The organism is Methyloceanibacter superfactus, from assembly GCF_001723305.1.
Taxonomy (GTDB): Bacteria; Pseudomonadota; Alphaproteobacteria; order Rhizobiales; family Methyloligellaceae; genus Methyloceanibacter; species Methyloceanibacter superfactus.
The window spans coordinates 24,473-43,076 of sequence record NZ_LPWF01000006.1 but is presented as its reverse complement, the minus strand read 5'-3'; the positions used below and the strand labels follow the sequence as shown (position 1 = coordinate 43,076).

Sequence of the window (18,604 nt, the reverse complement as noted above, 5' to 3'; positions counted from 1 at the left end):
TGCATGATTGGGAACAGTATATCATTCCCATTCCAGTTCTGCGAATGCCGCGGTGACGTTGCGGACATGATACTGATCGAACAACTTCCAGGCGTCTTTTTCGGAGAATCCCGCCGTTTTCGTCGCTTCCGCTAGCGTCTTGCCTTCGGCGATCTGACGGCGCACATCGGCTGCGATGGTCGCCAAGTATCGCTGCTCCGGCTCAAGTGCCTCCGGTAGCTCCATGGTCTGGGGGCCGTGGCCGGGAACCACCCGGGCGGCCTTTCGCTTGCCCATCTCATCGAGCAGCGCGAGCCATCCCTTGATGGAGCCGTCGATCGTCGGGACATGCACGGAGAACAGCAGGTCGCCGAGAAACAGCGTGTTGGTCTTCGAATCGGTGACGATGAGATCGTTGTCCGTATGCGCCGTTGGCTGCGGCTCCAGCAGCAGCGTGCGGTCGCCGAGATCGAGGGTCGTGGGTTCCTTGATCGAGAGTGTCGGCAGGATGATCTCGCTGCCTTTGAACGTCGCCTCGCCAAGCATCTGTTTGTTCGCGGTGATATAGCCCTGGCTGCGCGTGCCGAGCGCGCGGGCGAGCTTGTAGTGGCCCACAAAGGTCGGGTTGTCCTGGACGAAGGCCGCATTCCCGAACACGTGATCGGGGTGCATATGGGTGTTGATCACGTATTTGATCGGCTTGTTGGTCACGGCGCGGATGGCGTCACGGAGTTCGCGTCCCATCACGGCGCTTCCAGAGGTGTCGATGACGGCGACCCCCTCGCTCCCGACAACGAAGCTGGCATTGGCCATGTCGCCGCGATTCTCGGGCGACTGAACCTCGTAGCGGCCTTGATGCACGAACACGCCAGGCGCCACCTCGCTCACGTCGGCCGCGGCGGCGTGGGCGGGGACGTAGCGCAGCAGCGGCGTCGCCGCCAGGGCAAGGCTGGCTTTCAGGAATGTCTGACGCGATATGAGCTTAGGTGTGCACATCTGCTTACGGCAATAAATCGAACTGGGACAACAACCTGCACCCCGTCTATCAAGGTCATATCGTGTGACGAATACGTAAAAACAAGAATCGGCGGCAAGCCGCCCCTTTTTGTTTTGGCTCCGTTCGTATAGTTTACGCGGGCGCGAATAGGGAGGGAACGTGCATGCGGATTATTCTCATTCTTATCATTATTGCGGCCATTTTTGCCTTCGTTCAGAGCAAGAGGCATGGTTGCGAGTGGGGCCAAGACGGGTGGTTTGACTGCGTCATCGGCAAGACGGCCAGCGACATGCCGGCGACCACACCGGCCGCGGCGCCAGAAACGCCGGCCGCCGAGGCACCTGCCGACGAGGCGCCTGCAACTGAAACGCCGTAAGCGCTCGCCTACGCGGTACGTGCCCCAGGACGATGGGGCAATCGACCGGCGACCTATGATCGGGCGTCCTCCGCGCTGGCCGTTGGCCGGCGTGGAGCACGACCGGCAGCCTGTTGAGATGACGCGGGGCCGGTAACCTTCCGATGAGTTGTGGGCCGGCGGATCGATGCCTTGGCATTGATTCCCTGTAGCATCCCCGACACTATCGCCTTCATGTCCCCGCACTTAGGCACGTGTCCTCATGTGGACTGAGACCCCCATACGATGACCGCTTCGAAACAGCATGCCCAGCGGGCGGCCGCCGCCTTGGCTAAGCTGCTACGGCCGGACGTCGATGCGGGCGAGGTCACCGCCATCCTTCAGAACATGTTGGATCTGGCGGCGCGGGAGCGCGACAAGAGCGCCAAGGCGAAAGCGCGTGAGCAGGCGGCGCGCCTGTTGGCTGCCTCGCCGGCGGTGATCTACAGCTTCAAGGCACGGGGCGACTTCGCGCCGACTTTTATCAGCGACAATATCGAGACTTTGTTCGGCTACGCCTCGGGCGAGTATCTCGACAACCCGAATTTCTGGCAGGAGCGCGTGCATCCTGACGATCTCGCGCGGGTCGATGCGAGGTGAACCGCCTTTTCGACGTGGGCCGGCAGACCCTCGAATATCGCTTTCGCCGCCGGGATGGCTCTTATTGCTGGGTGAACGACGAGCAGCACCTTGTCCGCGACGATGCGGGGGCGCCTCTCGAAGTCGTCGGCTCGTGGAGCGATATCGGCGCCCGCAAGGCCGCCGAGGATGCCGAGGACGCCGCGCGGGCGCGCCTGTCCGTGTTGCTGGAGACGGCGCCGTCGGTGATTTACAGCTTCAAGGCGCGGGACGACTACGCCCCTACCTTCATCAGCGAGAACATCAAGCGGCTGCTCGGTTACTGCCCCGAGAAATATCTGGAGCATGCCGACTTCTGGCGGTCCCACGTGCACCCCGAGGATCTCGCTGCGGTCGAGGCCGAGCAGGCGCGGCTTTTCGATAAGGGCCGCCACGTCGCCGAGTACCGCTTCCGCAAGCGTAACGGCACCTATATCTGGGTGAGCGACGACCAATATCTGCTGCGCGACGACAAGGGCGAGCCGACCGAGATTGTCGGGTCGTGGAGCAACATCACCGCGCGGAAAGCGGCGGAGGAGGCGAGCAACGCGTCCCGGGCGCGCTTCGATATGATGCTCCACAGCGCGCCCGCCGTGGTCTACAGCTTCGCCGCGACCGGCAATTTCACGCCCACCTTCGTCAGTGACAACATTCAGCGTGTTCTAGGCTACGAGCCCGACGACTATCTGAAGCAGCCCGATTTCTGGCGCGCCCGGGTGCACCCGGAGGACCTGGCCGCGGTGGAGGCGGAGCAGGTGAAACTGTTCGAGGACGGCCGGCACGTGTCCGAATATCGCTTCCGCAAGGCCGACGGCGTTTATTGCTGGGTCAGCGACGAGCAGACGCTCGTGCGGGACCAGAATGGCAGTCCGCTCGAGGTGATCGGCACGTGGAGCGAGGTGACCGCGCGCAAGACCGCCGAGCAGGCGGCCCTCCAGCAGAGTGAGCAGCGTCTGACCGACGCCATCGAGACGATCTCCGAGGGCTTCTCCCTCTACGACGCGGAGGATCGGTTGGTGCTTGCCAATCACAACTATGCCGAGCTGTTCGATTTCGGCGAAGGCCCCCGCGCGGCGTCCACCTATGAGGAGATCATCCGCAAGGCCGTGGCCCACGGTCTCATCGCCGACGCCAAGGGCGGCGGCGAAGGCTGGATCAGGCAACGTCTGGCCGAGCATCGCAATCCGGGCGAGCCGATCCTCCAGCGCCGGTCGGATGGACGCTGGCTGCAGATCAGCGAGCGCCGCACCGAGACCGGCGGCACCGTCGCCGTCTATAGCGATCTCACCGAGGTCAAGGAGAGCGAGCAGCGGGCCGCGGCGGCCAATCAGCTGATCCTGCAAAGCCTGCGCTATGCGAGCCGCATCCAGTCGGCCGTGCTCCCCGCGCGGCGCGAGCTCGAGGCCTTGGCCGCCGATCATTTTCTGATCTGGGACACGCGACATTGTCGGTGGCGACTTCTTTTGGTTCCAGCCGATCAATGACGGCTACGCGGTGATGGTCGGCGACTGCACGGGGCACGGCGTGCCCGGCGCCTTCATGACGCTGATTGCGTGGGGCTTGCTCGACCGCATGCTCATCAGCGCGCCTGGCGACAAGCCGAGCGAGGTGCTGGCCGGATTGCATGAGGGCGTGCAGAGCCTGCTCGGTCAAGATGAGATGCATGGTGAGACCGACGACGGGCTTGAGGCCGGTATCTGCTTCATCGATCCGAAAAAGCAGCTGATGACGTTTGCCGGCGCGCGCTTCTCCTTGTGGCGGGCGAACCAAGAAGGCGTCATCGAGATCAAGGGCGATCGCGAAGGGCTCGGCTATCGCCGCTATCCGCGCGCACGCGCTTCAGCAACTACACCTTTCCGTTCGATGCCCGCGACTCGTTCTATCTCACCACGGACGGCTTGATCGACCAAATCGGCGGTCCGCGCGGCCGCTCCTTCGGCAAGCGGCGATTTAAGGATCTCTTGCGCAAGCTCGGCGATGCGCCCATGAGGGAGCAGGAGGTATCGCTGCGCAAGGCACTTGAGAAATACCAGGGCGATCAGCTTCGCCGCGACGATCTCACCGTCTTGGGCTTCATCCCCCACGCCTAGGAGGATCCGATGCTTGCCGGCCAACTCATGGATTTGCGGTCGATGCTGCACACGCAAGGCGTGATCTTCGCCTATAGCGGCTACGTGACCGAGCCTGTGCTGAGCGGCGTGGGCGAGGCGTTGAAGCAAAAGCTCACCATCGATGATGCCGACACCAAGACGCTGCGCAGCGTGTTCGCCATTTTCGTCGAGCAGATGCAGAACATCATTCGCTACTCCGCCGAGATGCAGCACCTTCCGCCGCCACCTGCTTCCGACGCCGGTGCGCTCAAGGAAATCCGCTACGGCATCCTCACCATCGGCAGGGAAGGGGTCGATTACATCGTTTGTGCCGGCAACCTGGTTCGCCAAGCCGATGTCGAACGCCTCAGGGAGCGGCTGGAGAGAATCAGGGGTATGAACAAGGAGCAGCTGAAAGCTCTCTATAAGGAGAAGCTCAGGGCGGACCCGGAGGAAGGCAGCAAGGGCGCTGGCCTTGGCTTCATGGAGATCGCACGGCGCGCCACCAAGCCCATCGAGTTCGATTTCGCCGAGATCGATTCCGACCATTCGTTTTTTGCGCTCAAAGCGACGATCTGAGGGAGTAATGCGAGACAAGCTGGATATTGAGCCGACCTCCCGCACGCCGGCCGTGGTGTTCGATTTCGCCAACAACCATCTGAGGATCTCGGGCGAGTCTATCCCGAGGACGTGACCGAGTTCTACCGGCCCGTGTTCACCGCGCTGGACGAGTATCTCGGCGCGCTCGGCCAGGGTAGTTGCCGGTTCGACTTCGAGCTCATCTATCTCAATAGCTCGAGCGCCAAGGCGGTGATGATGCTCATGGACAAGCTCGAAGCCGCCGCCGCAGGCGGCGCGACGGTCGACATCTATTGGCTCTACGACAAAGAAGACGACACCATGCAGGAATTGGGCGAGGAGTTCGGCGAGGATCTCGAAGCCGCCAAGTTCCATCTCGAGAAGATGGCCGGCTAATGCCGTCGCACGACCTCTTCGGCGCGGAGGAGCAGACCCTCGCATCGGCGCAGGAGCTCATCGAAAGTGGCCGCTTCGCCGACCTTGCGGACGGCAAGCTCTATGCGGCGCTGGTCAAGGACTATCAGAAGCTGCTGCGCGCCACGCGCCGGCTCATGCGGCTGAGCGACCGCAACGAGGAGCAGCTCAATGCGTTGACACAGGAGCAGCGCCGCGCCAACGAGATCATCGCCGAGAAGAACAAAGAGCTGGAATCGCTTTCCAAGAAGCTCTCGAAATATCTGTCGCCGCAGATTTACCAATCGATCTTCACCGGCGCTCAGAACGTCGAGATCACGTCCAACCGCAAGAAGCTGACGATCTTCTTCTCCGACGTGGTGAACTTCACCGAGACCACGGACAAGATGGAGTCCGAAGATCTCACCAATCTGCTCAATCGCTATTTGACCGAGATGACCAATATCGCGCTGGAGCATGGCGCGACGATCGACAAATATATTGGCGATGCCATCATGGTGTTCTTCGGCGATCCCGAGTCGCGGGGGGTGAAGGAAGACGCGCGCTGTTGCGTGCGCATGGCCATCGCCATGCTGAAGCGCTTGCGCGAGTTGCAGACCGAATGGCTGGAGCTCGGCGCCGAGCAGCCGTTCCACCTGCGCATCGGCATCAATACCGGCTACGTCACCGTGGGCAATTTCGGCAGCAACGACCGCATGGACTACACGATCATCGGCAGCTGCGTGAATGCGACGGCGCGGCTGGAATTCCATGCTGAAACCGACGGCATCCTCATCGGCCACGAGACCTATGCGCTGGTGAAGGACGAGGTGAATACGGAGGAGCACGAGCCGATCAAGGTGAAGGCTTTGCCGAACCCTTGCGCTGTTACAAGGTGCTGGGGCTGTACGACGACCTGGTTGGCGAGGGATCCGTCATCCGCGAGGAGCAGGACGGCTTCAAGCTGCTACTGGATCTGAACAAGCGCGACCGGGCCGAGGCCATCGCCGCGCTCGAGTCCGTCGTCGCCCGCCTCAAGAAATAGCTCTGAGCAAAACCTAGGTGCCGTGCCGTTTTGGCGGGCTATCGTCGTTAGCCGGCAAGCGGCGCGCGCTCTCGCGCAAGGCCTCTTTCAGCGAGGTCGGCCGGTGATATTTGCGCAAGAGATCGAGGAACGCCTCGTCGGCCAGCGACTGCACGCTCCTGCCGCTGTCGAGTGCCAACAGCTCGAGCGCTTGCCAGATCTCGGGCGCGAACGCGATGAGCTTGCGCCGGATGTCGGCCTTTTGTGAGGGCAGGGACATGTTGCCGAATCATAGCTGATTCGCGGTGGACGCGGCACGGCCAAGCGGAAGACGACCTCGCGCAAAAGGATGACGGGATGACGGAGCCTGTTAGCGGCTCCGGCCAGCCCTAAGCCTTCCGCGCTTCGTCGATATAGAGCTGGCGAAAGGCGCGCGCGACCGGTCCCGGCGTTCCATCGCCGACCGGGCGACCATCGATCTCGACGATCGGCAATACGAAGGCGGACGCCGCGGTGAGAAAGGCTTCGCGCGCCGCGTAAGCCTCTTCGACGCTGAACGGACGTTCCTCCACGCGCAAGCCTTCTTGGCTCGCCAGCCGCAGCACCGCGCGGCGCGTGACGCCGGGGAGGATGTGCGGTCCGAGCGGCTGGGTTCGCAGCGCGCCGCCGGCGCGAGAATGAAGGCCGACGACGAGGTGCCCTCGGTCACGAACCCGTCCTCCACCATCCACGCCTCGTAGGCGCCTTGTCGCTTGGCCGCCTGCTTGCCCATGGCCTGGGCCAGCATCGCCGTCGATTTGATATCCCGGCGCTCCAGCGAATGTCGGGGATGGTGACCACCTTGATCCCGCGAGAGACATAAGGGTTGTCGAGCAGGGCGCGCGTTTGGGTGAAAGCGACGACGGTCGGCTCCGGCGCTCGGGATAGACGAAGTCGCGGTCCGCAGGGCCCCGGCTGATCTCGAGATAGACGATGCCCTCGTCGACCTTATTCAGCGCGATCAGCTCCTCATGCACTTCGAGCAAGCCCTCATGGCCAACCTGGGGATCGAGATCGATCTCCCTGAGCGACCGGTCGAGGCGCGAAAGATGGGCGTCGAAATCCACGAGCCGTCCGCCGAGCACCGCCGTCACCTCGTAGACGGCGTCCCCGAACAGGAAAGCCCGGTCGAAGATGGAGACCTTGGCCTCCTCCTCGGGCACATAGACGCCGTTCACATAGACGGTGCGGGACAGGGTAAGGGCACTCCGGGCAGGGCGTTTGGCAGGACGGTGCGGTGTGGGTAGCGCCGGCTCAGGCCGAACGCAAGGCGGCAGGCTAGCTCGCTTTCCGAGGGGTGGCTTGCTTTCCATGCCATGGCCCCTGCGTCATACTCAACCCTCTGGAGAATCGAATCGGCTCCACAAGCAGAGCCATCGAAAATGGGAGGCACAACATGACATCGGCAAGCCTGTTGATCGTTCTTTTCGTGGGAACGGTGGTCGGCGCGTTGACCGGCATGGTGGTGGGGGGCAGCTTCGGCGCCGACCCTCTCGCTATTCTCGCGGGGTTCCTCGGCGCCGTTGCCGGCGTCATCATCCGCAACCTCATCATCGCCAAGGGCGCGGGCGTGGCCGGCACGATTCGAAGACGCCCGTCTTGGTGGCGGTCTACGCGATCATCGCGTCGCTGGCCGGCAGCCTGGCGGCCAAGGAAGTCCTCGATGTCAGCGATCTCACCGCGCCGGTTGGCGTCGGCGCTTTGGCGGGTTTGTTCTCGGCCGTGCTGCTGGCGATGCTGATGATCACCTACCATACCAACCCGGGCGAGCCGCCGAAGCTCCACAAAAAGCGCTGATCAAGCGCTGCACGCCTTCACCCGCAAGCCGGCCTGCTCGATGAGGGCGAGGTCGTCGTCCGCGTCGTTGTTCTCGGTGGTGAGCAGCTTGTCCCCGTAGAAAATCGAGTTGGCCCCGGCGAGGAAGCAGAGGATCTGCGCCTCGCGGGTCAGGGACGAGCGCCCGGCCGAGAGCCGCACGAAGGTCGTCGGCATAAGGATGCGCGCGGTCGCCACCATACGCACGAGATCGAGCGGATCGACCGGCGTCTGATCCTCGAGCGGCGTGCCCGCGACCGGCACGAGCGCGTTGATCGGCACGCTCTCGGGATGAGGGTCGAGGGTGGCGAGGGTCCGGAGCAGGCTCGCGCGATCCTCGATGGTCTCGCCCATGCCGATGATCCCGCCGCAGCAGATCTGCATGCCGGCGCTGCGCACGTTGGCAAGCGTATCGAGGCGGTCCTGATAGGTCCGCGTGGTGATGATCTCGCTATAGAATTCGGGCGAGGTATCGAGGTTGTGGTTATAGGCGGTGAGCCCGGCGTCGGCCAAGCGCGCGGCCTGGGTCTCGCTCAGCATGCCGAGGGTGACGCACGCCTCCATGTCGAGCGCCCGCACGCCCCGCACCATGTCCAGAACGCTGTCGAAAGCGTCCCCGTCCTTCACCTCGCGCCAGGCCGCGCCCATGCAGAAGCGGGTGGCGCCGGCGTCCTTGGCGATCTTGGCCTTGGCCAGCACATCGTCCACGTCCAGCAGGGCCTCGCGCTCGAGTCCGGTCTTCTTGGCGTAATGGGCCGATTGCGGGCAGTATTTGCAGTCCTCTGGGCAGGCCCCGGTCTTGATCGACAGCAGGCTCGCGAGCTGCACCTGGCCGTCCGCGTGGAAGCGGCGGTGCACGGCCCGCGCCTCGTCCACCAACTCGAGCAGGGGCGCTTGCAGCAGCCCCACGATCTCGTCCAGGCGCCAATCGTGGCGGCTCTCGACCGAGGAATTCGTGCGCGGCGTCTCCGCCCGGCGGGCGTTGCCGTTGATAGGATTCACGCTTTCAAAGGTTTCTGACACGGGATTCCAAGCGATTGATTGCTGGGGATAAGGCCCTTCGCTAAATACAGGATCATGGTTGGAAGCGAAAGCCGGTACCGGGCCTTTCTCGATGCCCTGGGCCAGGATCGCCTGCGGCGGGACCTGACCTCGGTTGTGGCGCGGGACGCGCGCACCCTCGAGACCGGCGGCCGCTCCTACCTCAATCTGGCGAGCAACGACTATCTGGCCTTGCGCTTCCATCCGGCGCTCATCGAGCGGGCAGCCGAATGGGCGGCGCGCTACGGCACGGGCTCGGGCGCCTCGCGTCTCGTCACCGGCAATCTCGACGTCTTTGCCGGCATCGAAGCCAAGGTGGCGCGGCTCAAGCAGAAGCCGCAGGCCTGGTCATGGCGTCCGGCTTCCAGGCCAACGCCGCGGTGCTGCAAGCGCTGTTCGATCGCACCGTGCTCGGCGCCGAGCCGCTGGTTTTCGCCGACCGCCTCAACCACGCCAGCATGCATTTCGGCTGCAAGGCGGCGGGCGTGCGCCAGCAGCGTTACCGCCACGGGGACGCCGATCACCTCGCCGAGCTTCTGACTCAGTTTCAAGGCGATAGCCGCCCGAAATTCATCCTTACCGAGAGCGTGTTCTCCATGGATGGCGACGTGGCGCCGGTCCCGGAGATCGCGCGTCTGGCCCGCGCCCATGACGCGACGCTGATCGTCGACGATGCCCATGCGACGGGCATCCTGGGCGAGGGGGGAGGCGGGCTCTCGGACGGCGCCGAAATCGTCATCGGCACCTTCTCCAAGGCCCTCGGCAGCTTCGGCGCCTATGTCGCCTGCTCGGATCTCTTGCGCGATTACCTCGTCAACCGCTGCAGCGGCTTCATCTACTCGACGGCGCTGCCGCCGCCCGTGCTCGGCGCCATCGACGCGAGCCTCGATCTCGTGCCGGACATGAACGCCGAGCGTTCGCACGTGGCGGGGCTTGCCGCAGGCTTTCGCGCCACCGCCAAGGAGCGGGGCTACGATACCGGGGCCTCGGCCACGCAGATTGTGCCACTCATCGTTGGCACGGCGGACGCCGCGCTATGCTTGAGTGCCGCGCTGCGCGAGGCGGGATTCTGGGCCACCGCCATCAGGCCGCCGACGGTGCCGCAAGGCACGGCGCGCGTGCGGCTCGCCTTCACCGCCGCGCATGACGAGGCCGACATTGGCCGCCTGCTTGCGGCCATGGGCCAGGCGGCGGTGCCGGAGCCTGCCAAGCGCCTCCCTCTGAGATGCATGTGGTGCTCGTTCATGGCTGGGGTTTCACGCGCGGATCTGGGCCGAACTCGTCCCTCATCTCGGCGGGGCCGATATCACCCTGGTCGATCTCGGCTTCGTCACCGGTGGGCCGAAAGGCCAGGAGGCGTGGCCGGAGGATGCCATCGCCGTCGGCCACTCTCTCGGCGTGCTGTGGCTCCTGAAGCAGGAAGCACACCGCTTCAAAGGCCTGGTCAGCATCCAAGGGTTCGACCGCTTCTGTCCCCATGTGGCGCCGGCCCGGGTTGCCGCGCTGAAGCGGGGCCTGGCCCGCGATCCGGGCGGCACGATGCGTGCGTTTTGGCGGTCCTGCGGCGCCCCCGACTACGCGGATCCCGAGGCGCTCAATGTCGCCCGGCTCGATGAGGGGCTCGATTGGCTGATGCATTGGGACGCGGGGGACGCTAAAGCAGACCTTCAATGCCCCGTTCTTGCTCTTGCCGCCCGCGACGACGCCGTCGTTCCCCCGGCCATGACCGAGGCCGTATGGCAGGGGAAAAATATTCTCTGGTCGCCGGATGGCGGCCATGTCCTGCCGATGAGGCACTCAGCCTGGTGCGCCCGCAATGTCCTTGAATTCGCCCATACTCTCCCGTCGTAGCGCCCGGATCGCCGCCGGTTTCGGCGCCCGCGCGGGCAGCTACGAGGGCCATGCGGACTTGCAAGGCGCCGTGGCGAACCGGCTTGCGGACCTGTTGCCGGATCTCGACAGCCCCCGCGTGCTCGAACTCGGCTGCGGCACGGGCCTCCTGAGCCGTCATCTGGTCAGGCGCTACCCGCGTGGCCACTTCGTCCTCACCGACGCTGCCCCGGAGATGATCGCCCAATGCCGCCGCAACCTCACGCAGGCGAGCAGGCCGAGAGAGAACGCACCGCATATCAGCTATGAGGTGATGGACGCGGGCGAGGCGGGCGGCCATGTCGGCCTCGACCTGATCGCCACCAGCATGACGCTGCATTGGTTGCCCGATCCCGCCGCGGCGCTGGCACGGCTCAGCCGTCTGCTCGCGCCAAATGGCGTGCTGCTCTACGCCACGCTGGGACCCGACAGTTTCGCCGAGTGGCGGAGCGTGCTCGACGCGGAAGGCTTGCCCAGCGGGATCGTTGGCCTCCCGGCGCTTCCGGCGTTGTCGAGGAAGAGCGCCTACGCCCGACAACGACTCACATTCCTTCCTGCGCCGCATGAAGGTGGTCGGCGGCCTCACGCCGCGGGAAGGCTACGCGCCTGTATCACCGGGGGCGCTCCGCCGCGCGCTCCGTGCCACCGACGACCGCTTCGGCGGCCGCGTCACCTGGCACATCGTCTATGGGCGGCTGAGTGCGCCCGACGACAGCCGGTCGAGCCCCTCGATCATGCCCGCATAGGCGCGGGTCAACTCGTCGTCGGTGATGCAGTAGGGCGGCAAGAGATAGACTGTCGATCCCATCGGCCGGATGTTGAATCCCTGCGACAGATACCACGCCCGCAGCAGCCGGCTCGGCTCCGACTGATATTGCCCACCTTCCTTCACTTCGAAGGCGAGCACCGAGCCGAGCACGCGAGGCTTCACCACGTCCGGCCGCGCCGCTAACACGTCCAGCATGGCGCGGTGGCGCGACTCGATATGAGCGATGCGCGCCATCGTCTGCTCTTCCTCGTAAAGGTTGAGAGCGGCATGGGCCACGGCACAGGCGAGCGGGTTGGCGGTGAAGGAATGGCCATGAGGGAGGGCGCGATCGAAATTGTGGCCGAGGAACATGTCGAACAGACCGTCGCGGGCAACCGTGGCCGAGAGCGGCATATAGCCGGCGGTGAGCCCTTTGGAGAGGCACACGAGATCCGGGACGACGCCCGCCTGCTCGAGCGCGAACATGGTTCCGGTGCGCCCGAAGCCGGTTGCCACCTCGTCAAAAATAACTAGGACTCCAGAGCGTTGCGCTCTCTCGACGAGACGCTTTAGGAAGCTCGGCCGGCAGAACCGCATACCGGCGGCGCCCTGCATCATCGGCTCGATGATCAGGGCCGCGATCGTCTGCCCGCGTCCGGTGAGGAGCGCGTCCAGGGCCGACAAGGCGCCGGCCTCGCGCTCATCGGCGGCATCGTCGCCCTCGAAGGTCGCAGGATAGGGCAGCACGCAGACCTGGCACATGAGCTTGCGAAAGGCGCCGAACATCTGCGAGCCGCGACCGACCGACATGGCCCCCAACGTGTCGCCGTGATAGCCGCCGTCGAAGGCGAGCAGGATGCGCCGCCTCGTCTCGCCGCGATTGACCCAAGACTGGTAGGCGATCTTGATCGCCACCTCGACTGCGGTGGAGCCGTTGTCGGAGAAGAACACGCGATTGAGGTCGCCGGGCAGCAGCCCCGCGAGGCGCTCCGCCAGGTCCACGGCCGGCGCGTGGGTAAAGCCGGCGAACATCACATGCTCGAGCTCGCTCGCCTGGCGCGCCAGCGCCGCGTTGATCTTGGGGTGCGAATGCCCATGGGTGCAGGTCCACCAGGACGAGATGAGATCGAGGATCTCGCGGCCTTCGGCATACGAGAGGACGCGCCTCGCGCCGGCGATCACGGTTGGCTCGCCTTCCGTGCCGTGCTGCGTATAGGGATGCCAGACATAGCGGCGGTCGCGCGCGATCAGGTCCTCGGCGGCTGCTATCTGGTCGGTTGTCCGGCTGTCGTTCACGGTTTCACCGTCGCAAGCTTCATGAGGTCGAACTCAGGGGGAATGGCCTTGAGCGCCGCGCGATCGATGGGCTGCTCGAGCCAAGGAATCTCGGCAAGCACTTCGATCTGGCCGTAGCGCTCGATTGCGGCGCGATTATGCGGCGTCTCCGGGCCGGTGATGACGACGCCGGCCAACGGCAGCCCGCGCCGCCGGATGGCCTCGATCGACAGCAGCGTGTGATTGATGGTGCCGAGCGTCGACCGCGCGACGAGCACGATGGGCAGATCGAGGTCGGCAGCGAGGTCGACCATGTAGGCGTTATCGGTGAGCGGCACATGAGACCGCCCGCGCCCTCGACCACGATCAGCCCCTCATGTGCGGGCACATCAAGCGTATCCAAGTCGATGGTGATGCCTGCCCGCCGCGCCGCCTCATGGGGTGCCAGTGGGTCAGGGAGAACATAGGCCTCCGGCAGGACGCGCGCCGCCGGCAGCTCGGCCAGACGCTGCACCGTGGCGGAGTCCGTCTCGGGCTCGGTCCCCGCTTGCACCGGCTTCCAATAGGACGCGCCAAGCTGCGTGACGAGCCATGCGGCGACGAGGGTCTTGCCGACATCGGTATCGGTTCCGGTGACGAAAAATCCATGCACGATGAACGGGTCTCCAGCGGGACCTCAGATAGGGAGGGGCGACTTTTACCGGCCAGAGGTTTCGAGGCAAGAGGCTGGACGAGCCCCTTGGTTTCAGGCGACAAAGTCTCCGCCCATGCGTCTTCTTCCAATCCTATCGCTCTTCACGGTCCTGATATGCGGCCCGGTTCTCGCGGCCGGGGGCAAGACGCTGCGCATGGCCTATGACGCCGATCCCGCCTCGCTCGATCCTCATGAGCAGCTTTCCGGCGCCACGCTGCAACTCTCCCATCTCGTGTTCGATCCGCTTGTGCGGTTTCGCAAGGATCTGAGCTTGGAGCCGCGGCTTGCCACGCGCTGGGAGCAGATCGATGAGCGCACCACGCGATTTCATTTGCGCGACGATGTGCGCTTCCATTCGGGACGCCTGATGACGGCCGAGGACGTGGCCTGGACCTTCAATCGCCTGAAGCAGAGCCCTGACTTCAAGGCGCTGTTCGAGCCGTTCGAGGCGGCCAAGGTCATCGACGAGCAGACCATCGACCTCGTCACCAAGGGGCCGTATCCGCTGGTCCTCAACCTCGCCACCTACATCTTTCCCATGGACCGCGAATTCTACACCGGCACCGATGCGCGCGGCGCGCCGAAGGATGCGGTGGTCAAGCACGGCTCCTCTTTCGCCTCGGCCAATATGAGCGGGACCGGCCCCTTCATCGTCACCGGTCGCGAGCAGGGGATCAGGCTCGAGCTCAAGCGGTTCGACGGTTATTGGGACAAGGACTCGCCCGGCAATGTGGACGAGATCGTCCTCACGCCCATCAAGGAGCCGGCGACCCGGGTGGCGGCGCTGCTCGCCGGTGACGTCGACTTCATCGGCCCCGTGCCGCCAACGGATCTCAACCGCGTCCAGTCGGCGGCATGTTGCGACCTGGTGGCCATCCCGTCGAATCGCGTCCTCACTTTCGAGCTGAATCAAAAGCGCGTCGCCGCCTTCAAGGATCCGCGTGTCCGCCGGGCCATGAGCTACGTCATCAACCGCGAGGCATCGCCAAGAAGATCATGCGCGGGCAAGCCACCGCCGCCGGCCAACCTGAGCCCGCCCGGCTACGCCGGACACGATCCGGCGCTTCAGCCGCCATACGACCTTGCCAAGGCCAAGGCGCTGATGAAGGAGGCCGGCTACGAGGATGGGTTCTCGGCGACCATGATCGCGCCGAACAACCGCTATGTGGGGGATGCGCGTATCGCCGAGGCGGTCGCCGTGATGCTCGCCAAGATCAACATCAAGGTCGATCTCCAGACTTTGCCCAAGGCGCAATACTGGCAGCGCTTCGATGCGCGCGACGCCGACATCATGATGATCGGGTGGCAATCGGACACGCAAGACTCGGCAAATTTCTACGAGTTCCTGGCGATGACGCCGGACCCCAAGACCGGCTACGGGCAATACAATGCCGGCAATTATTCGAACCCCGAGGTCGACCGTCTGACGCTCCAGACCCAGACGATGACGGACCCGGACGCCCGCGCCGAGGTCCTCAAGAAGATCGAGCGCATTCTCTACGAGGACGCGGCCTTGCTGCCACTCCAATGGCAGCATCTCGCCTGGGCGGCACGGAAGAACGTGAAGATCGAGCCCGTGGTCAATGTCATCGACATGCCGTATCTCGGTGATCTGGTCATCGAATAAGGCCAAAGGCTTTCCCGGGGAGGGACGAAAAATGCTGAAGAAAATCCTGTTGGTGCTGGTTGCGCTTATTCTCGTCTTCGTCGTCGTCGTGGCTTTGCAGCCATCGGAGTTCCACGTCGAGCGTTCGGTGGCCGTGAACGCGGCGCCGGCCGACGTCTTTGCCGAGGTCAACGACTTCCACAAATGGGATGCGTGGTCGCCCTGGGCGAAGCTCGACCCCAATGCCAAGGTGACTTTCGAGGGTCCGGAAGCGGGTGAGGGGCAGGTGATGACTTGGGCCGGCAATAGCGAGGTCGGCGCCGGCAAGATGACTCTGGTCGAGAGCAAGCCCGACGAGCTGGTGAAGACGAAGGTCGATTTCACCGAGCCCTTCGAGGGCACCAGCATGTCTCAGTTCACCTTCGCGCCCAAGGGGGACCAGACGGAGGTCACCTGGAGCATGGATGACGAGCACAGCTTCATCGAGAAGGCCATGTGCCTGGTCATGAACGGCAAGAAGATGGTGGGCGAGCAAATGGAAAAGGGCTTGGCTCAGTTGAAGGAGCTTGCCGAGGCGACGAACTAAGGTCGCTTGGCCCCAAACGTCGGTTTCCTCTTCCCCTTCGCATTGGTCAGCCTGACGCTGGTCAGCTATAGTGCCTCATAGGGTCGCCGCCATCATGGCGGCGCTCGGGGGACGGGCAGCGCGCGGCCTTGCGCCGATGCGAACGACAATCGAGGGGGGCGGCAGCGCAATTGGAATTGCCCGCTATCGGGGATGAAGTGGGATTTCCTCAAGGCCGATACGTTGCCCCGGCCACCGCCGGGCGCGCATGCCGTTGCCATCGTGGCTGGGGTGGGCGTCCTCACCGGATTGATTTCCAGCATCCCGTCTCCCTTGCCAGACATGAATTTGGAGGATGCCGGGTTCGTCCTGAACGCGACGGGGATTCCGCTCCATGCGGGGATCGCCTTCGGGATCGGCGTGGCCGGCATGATGTGGCTTTGGGCCGACCGCGATCCCGCCAAATGCCTGCTGACCTTGGCCCTGGTGCTGATCGGCTGGCTTGCCGCCATCAACACGGCGAACGACGTGTTTTCGGCAGTTATCGGCTCGGACCTGTTCGGCACCGTCACAGGCGCCAAGGCCAGCCGCGAGGTTGTCGGATTGCTGGCGGCGGGCTTGAGCGGAGGAGCGGTCGGCGCTGGCCTTACCGCGTTCGGTTGCGGCATTCCTGCCGAACCCATCCGGCGGCCAAAGTCCTGGATCCTCATCGTGATTGTCGGCGCCGGGCTCGGCCCCTTGCTCTACCCGGCGGTCGATCTCGACGCCATGGCCATCCTCTTCGTACCGTGGCAGGCCCTTGTCGCGACCAGCATCGCCTACGGCCTGATCCGGACCTGACGCGTCCATGAAAGCGTTGGCCGCAGGCGCCGGCTTCTTCGCGCGCCGCCTCTTCCAAGCCCTGCTCGTCATGCTGGCGATCCTCGTCATCGCCTTTGCCGTGCGCACCAGTCTCGGCGATCCGTTGCGCGAGATCATGGGGCAGGCGGTGCCGGAATCCGAACGCGCCGAGCTTCGCCATGAACTCGGTCTCGATGCCCCTTGGCCGTTGCAGCTCGTCCGCTATCTGGGTCGGGCCGCCACCGGCGATCTCGGCACTTCCATCATCTACAAGCGTCCCACGGTCGAGGTCGTGCTCGCTAAGTTCCCCGCAAGTTTCGAGTTGGTGCTCGGCGCAAGCCTGATCGTGCTGCTCCTGTCGGTGCCCGGCGGCGTCTATGCCGCGGTACGGCCGGGAACGCTCGGCGCCAGGCTGATCCTCGGCCTGAGCGTGCTCGGCATCTCCGTGCCGGTCTTCGTCACCGGCATCCTTCTGATCACCGTCTTCTCGGTGTGGCTCGGCTGGCTTCCCGCCTTCGGCCGCGGCGAGACGGTCGATCTCGGGGTTTGGCAGACGGGTCTCCTCACGCTTGACGGGCTCGAGCATCTGTTGCTGCCAGCGCTGACGCTCTCCTCCATCATGCTGCCGCTGTTCATCCGCCTGGTGCGCGGCGCCATGCTCGACGAGCTCGACCACGACTATGTTCGCACTGCTCGCGCCAAGGGTGCCGCGCCGCTGCGGGTCTGGCTCGTTCATGCGTTGCGCAATGCGCTCCTGCCGCTCGTCGCCGTAGGCGGACTGCAGGTCGGCACGCTCATCGCCTACACGCTGCTCACCGAGACGGTCTTTCAATGGCCGGGCATGGGCTTCCTTTTTCTCGAGGCGGTGACCCGTGCCGACATCCCGCTCATCACCACCTATCTGGTGCTGGTCGGCCTGCTCTTCGTCATCACCAACACCATCGTCGACCTCGTCAGTCTCATGCTCGATCCGCGCATCAGCCTGGAGGCGACGCCATGAGCGCGCGGACAGTGGACAAAATCTCTCGCGCCTATGGTGGTCTCATCGCGGCGCGGCCCGGCGCTGCACTCGCGGCGCTGCTGCTCGCCACCGTGGCGCTCGCCTGTCTGTTCGCACCCCTGATCGCGCCGCAAGATCCGTTCGACCTTTCGAGTTTCGATCTGCTCGATTCCGAGCTACCGCCAATTTGGCAGGAGGGCAGCGACCCGCGCTTCCTGCTCGGCACCGATGCCCAAGGCCGCGACCTGTTCAGCGCCATCCTCTATGGCACGCGCATCTCGCTCTTGGTCGGGATCCTGGCCGTGGTCATCCAGGCGGCAATCGGCGTGCCCTTGGGCCTGTTCGCCGGCTATTTCCGGGGGAGGGTGGATGGCCTCGTCAGCCGCGTGGCGGACATCCAGCTCTCCCTGTCGACACTGATGATGGCCATCATCGTCATGGCGCTGGTCCGGGCCGGATTCGGCGGCGAGGTCTTGAGCCGCTTCGCCGTGCCGCTGCTGGTGCTCGTGATCGGGCTGGCGGAGTGGCCGGTTTTTGCCCGGACCGCGCGGGCGTCCACTTTGGTCGAGACGGCCAAGGACTATGTGCGGGCGACCCGGGCCCTGGGCAGCAGCGATCGCGCCATTGTACAGCGCCACATTCTGCCGAACATCCTATCGCCCCTGGTCGTGGTCGCCACCACGCAGGTCGCCGGCGCCATCATGGCGGAAGCCGCACTTTCCTTTCTCGGCCTGGGGATGCCGGTCACCAAGCCGTCCCTCGGCACTTTGATCCGCTCGGGCTACGACCTCATGTTCGCCGGCGCCTGGTGGGTGACGGTCCTGCCCGGCCTGGTTCTTATTGCCGTGCTGATCTCGGTCAATGTGCTGGGGGACGCTTTGCGCGATTGGCTCGATCCGCGGCGTCGCACCCGCTAGACCGCGACGATAGCGCGGGTTAATCAGCCTCCAGCCTTGATAATTGGGGCCGCGTCGACCCATAAGGTATAGTGAGCCAAGGCCTTTTCAGGCCGGATGAAGAATATCGGCGGTTCTCGAG

Annotated in this window: 17 protein-coding genes and 5 pseudogenes; 16 read left to right on the top strand and 6 right to left on the bottom strand. The window is 64.6% G+C overall.

Going from position 1 to position 18,604, the window contains the following annotated elements; genetic code table 11:
* Positions 1 to 21 precede the first annotated feature (21 nt).
* On the bottom strand, positions 22 to 975 hold the full coding sequence (locus AUC69_RS02705; RefSeq protein WP_069440794.1) for a quinoprotein relay system zinc metallohydrolase 2: 954 nt from the start codon (positions 973 to 975) through the stop codon (positions 22 to 24).
* 164 nt (positions 976 to 1,139) lie between these two features.
* Between AUC69_RS02705 and AUC69_RS02700 the strand changes: the two genes are divergently transcribed.
* The 8 genes and pseudogenes from AUC69_RS02700 to AUC69_RS02665 all read left to right on the top strand — a co-directional run bounded on the left by AUC69_RS02700 (position 1,140) and on the right by AUC69_RS02665 (position 6,030).
* Complete coding sequence (locus AUC69_RS02700) at positions 1,140 to 1,352, top strand: hypothetical protein (protein WP_069440793.1); 213 nt, start codon at positions 1,140 to 1,142, stop codon at positions 1,350 to 1,352.
* 264 nt (positions 1,353 to 1,616) lie between these two features.
* The gene (locus AUC69_RS18905) at positions 1,617 to 1,970 is read left to right on the top strand and encodes a PAS domain-containing protein (protein WP_069440792.1); all 354 of its coding nucleotides are present in this window, start codon (positions 1,617 to 1,619) and stop codon (positions 1,968 to 1,970) included.
* A complete protein-coding gene (locus tag AUC69_RS18900; RefSeq protein ID WP_069440791.1) occupies positions 1,967 to 3,472 on the top strand; it encodes a PAS domain-containing protein in 1,506 nt (501 codons plus the stop codon). The genes AUC69_RS18905 and AUC69_RS18900 overlap by 4 nt, the downstream gene beginning before the upstream one ends.
* 10 nt (positions 3,473 to 3,482) lie before the next feature.
* Positions 3,483 to 3,743, top strand: a pseudogene (locus AUC69_RS18895) (SpoIIE family protein phosphatase); the annotation flags it as partial.
* The gene (locus AUC69_RS18890) at positions 3,743 to 4,078 is read left to right on the top strand and encodes a SpoIIE family protein phosphatase (RefSeq protein WP_158007987.1); all 336 of its coding nucleotides are present in this window, start codon (positions 3,743 to 3,745) and stop codon (positions 4,076 to 4,078) included. The pseudogene AUC69_RS18895 and the gene AUC69_RS18890, both read left to right, overlap by 1 nt.
* Positions 4,079 to 4,087: 9 nt before the next feature.
* Positions 4,088 to 4,657 (top strand): SiaB family protein kinase, encoded by a 570-nt coding sequence (locus AUC69_RS02675; protein ID WP_069440788.1) that lies wholly within the window; start codon positions 4,088 to 4,090, stop codon positions 4,655 to 4,657.
* A gap of 102 nt (positions 4,658 to 4,759) precedes the next feature.
* Positions 4,760 to 5,053, top strand: a pseudogene (locus AUC69_RS02670) (DUF1987 domain-containing protein); the annotation flags it as partial.
* The gene (locus AUC69_RS02665; RefSeq protein ID WP_069440787.1) at positions 5,053 to 6,030 is read left to right on the top strand and encodes an adenylate/guanylate cyclase domain-containing protein; all 978 of its coding nucleotides are present in this window, start codon (positions 5,053 to 5,055) and stop codon (positions 6,028 to 6,030) included. The pseudogene AUC69_RS02670 and the gene AUC69_RS02665, both read left to right, overlap by 1 nt.
* A 78-nt stretch (positions 6,031 to 6,108) precedes the next feature.
* Here AUC69_RS02665 and AUC69_RS02660 read toward each other — a convergent pair whose 3' ends face one another.
* Complete coding sequence (locus AUC69_RS02660) at positions 6,109 to 6,354, bottom strand: ribbon-helix-helix domain-containing protein (RefSeq protein ID WP_069440786.1); 246 nt, start codon at positions 6,352 to 6,354, stop codon at positions 6,109 to 6,111.
* A gap of 109 nt (positions 6,355 to 6,463) precedes the next feature.
* Positions 6,464 to 7,309, bottom strand: a pseudogene (locus tag AUC69_RS02655) (D-amino-acid transaminase).
* Between the two features lie 403 nt (positions 7,310 to 7,712).
* On the opposite strand from AUC69_RS02655, the gene AUC69_RS02650 reads away from it, so the two are divergent.
* A complete protein-coding gene (locus AUC69_RS02650) occupies positions 7,713 to 7,910 on the top strand; it encodes a hypothetical protein (protein WP_069440785.1) in 198 nt (65 codons plus the stop codon).
* Here AUC69_RS02650 and bioB read toward each other — a convergent pair whose 3' ends face one another.
* The gene (gene bioB, locus AUC69_RS02645; protein ID WP_069440807.1) at positions 7,911 to 8,921 is read right to left on the bottom strand and encodes a biotin synthase BioB; all 1,011 of its coding nucleotides are present in this window, start codon (positions 8,919 to 8,921) and stop codon (positions 7,911 to 7,913) included.
* 398 nt (positions 8,922 to 9,319) lie between these two features.
* On the opposite strand from bioB, the gene AUC69_RS15910 reads away from it, so the two are divergent.
* Positions 9,320 to 10,585: an aminotransferase class I/II-fold pyridoxal phosphate-dependent enzyme gene (locus AUC69_RS15910; protein ID WP_204377243.1), complete on the top strand. Its 1,266-nt coding sequence runs from the start codon at positions 9,320 to 9,322 to the stop codon at positions 10,583 to 10,585.
* A 200-nt stretch (positions 10,586 to 10,785) separates the two neighbouring features.
* Positions 10,786 to 11,268: pseudogene (locus AUC69_RS19565) on the top strand (methyltransferase); the annotation flags it as partial.
* A 255-nt stretch (positions 11,269 to 11,523) separates the two neighbouring features.
* Here the strand turns inward: AUC69_RS19565 and bioA are convergent.
* A complete protein-coding gene (bioA, locus tag AUC69_RS02625; RefSeq protein WP_244500052.1) occupies positions 11,524 to 12,882 on the bottom strand; it encodes an adenosylmethionine--8-amino-7-oxononanoate transaminase in 1,359 nt (452 codons plus the stop codon).
* A pseudogene (gene bioD, locus AUC69_RS02620) lies at positions 12,879 to 13,513 on the bottom strand (dethiobiotin synthase). The gene bioA and the pseudogene bioD overlap by 4 nt, the downstream one beginning before the upstream one ends.
* Positions 13,514 to 13,628: 115 nt before the next feature.
* On the opposite strand from bioD, the gene AUC69_RS02615 reads away from it, so the two are divergent.
* The 5 genes from AUC69_RS02615 to AUC69_RS02595 all read left to right on the top strand — a co-directional run bounded on the left by AUC69_RS02615 (position 13,629) and on the right by AUC69_RS02595 (position 18,483).
* Entirely contained in the window at positions 13,629 to 15,182 is a 1,554-nt protein-coding gene (locus tag AUC69_RS02615) for an ABC transporter substrate-binding protein (protein WP_069440781.1), read from the top strand.
* 31 nt (positions 15,183 to 15,213) lie between these two features.
* Positions 15,214 to 15,747: an SRPBCC family protein gene (locus AUC69_RS02610; RefSeq protein WP_069440780.1), complete on the top strand. Its 534-nt coding sequence runs from the start codon at positions 15,214 to 15,216 to the stop codon at positions 15,745 to 15,747.
* A gap of 192 nt (positions 15,748 to 15,939) precedes the next feature.
* Positions 15,940 to 16,566: a hypothetical protein gene (locus tag AUC69_RS02605; RefSeq protein ID WP_069440779.1), complete on the top strand. Its 627-nt coding sequence runs from the start codon at positions 15,940 to 15,942 to the stop codon at positions 16,564 to 16,566.
* Positions 16,567 to 16,573: 7 nt separating this feature from the next.
* Entirely contained in the window at positions 16,574 to 17,566 is a 993-nt protein-coding gene (locus tag AUC69_RS02600) for an ABC transporter permease (RefSeq protein ID WP_069440778.1), read from the top strand.
* Positions 17,563 to 18,483 (top strand): ABC transporter permease, encoded by a 921-nt coding sequence (locus AUC69_RS02595; RefSeq protein ID WP_069440777.1) that lies wholly within the window; start codon positions 17,563 to 17,565, stop codon positions 18,481 to 18,483. The genes AUC69_RS02600 and AUC69_RS02595 overlap by 4 nt, the downstream gene beginning before the upstream one ends.
* Positions 18,484 to 18,604 lie beyond the last annotated feature (121 nt).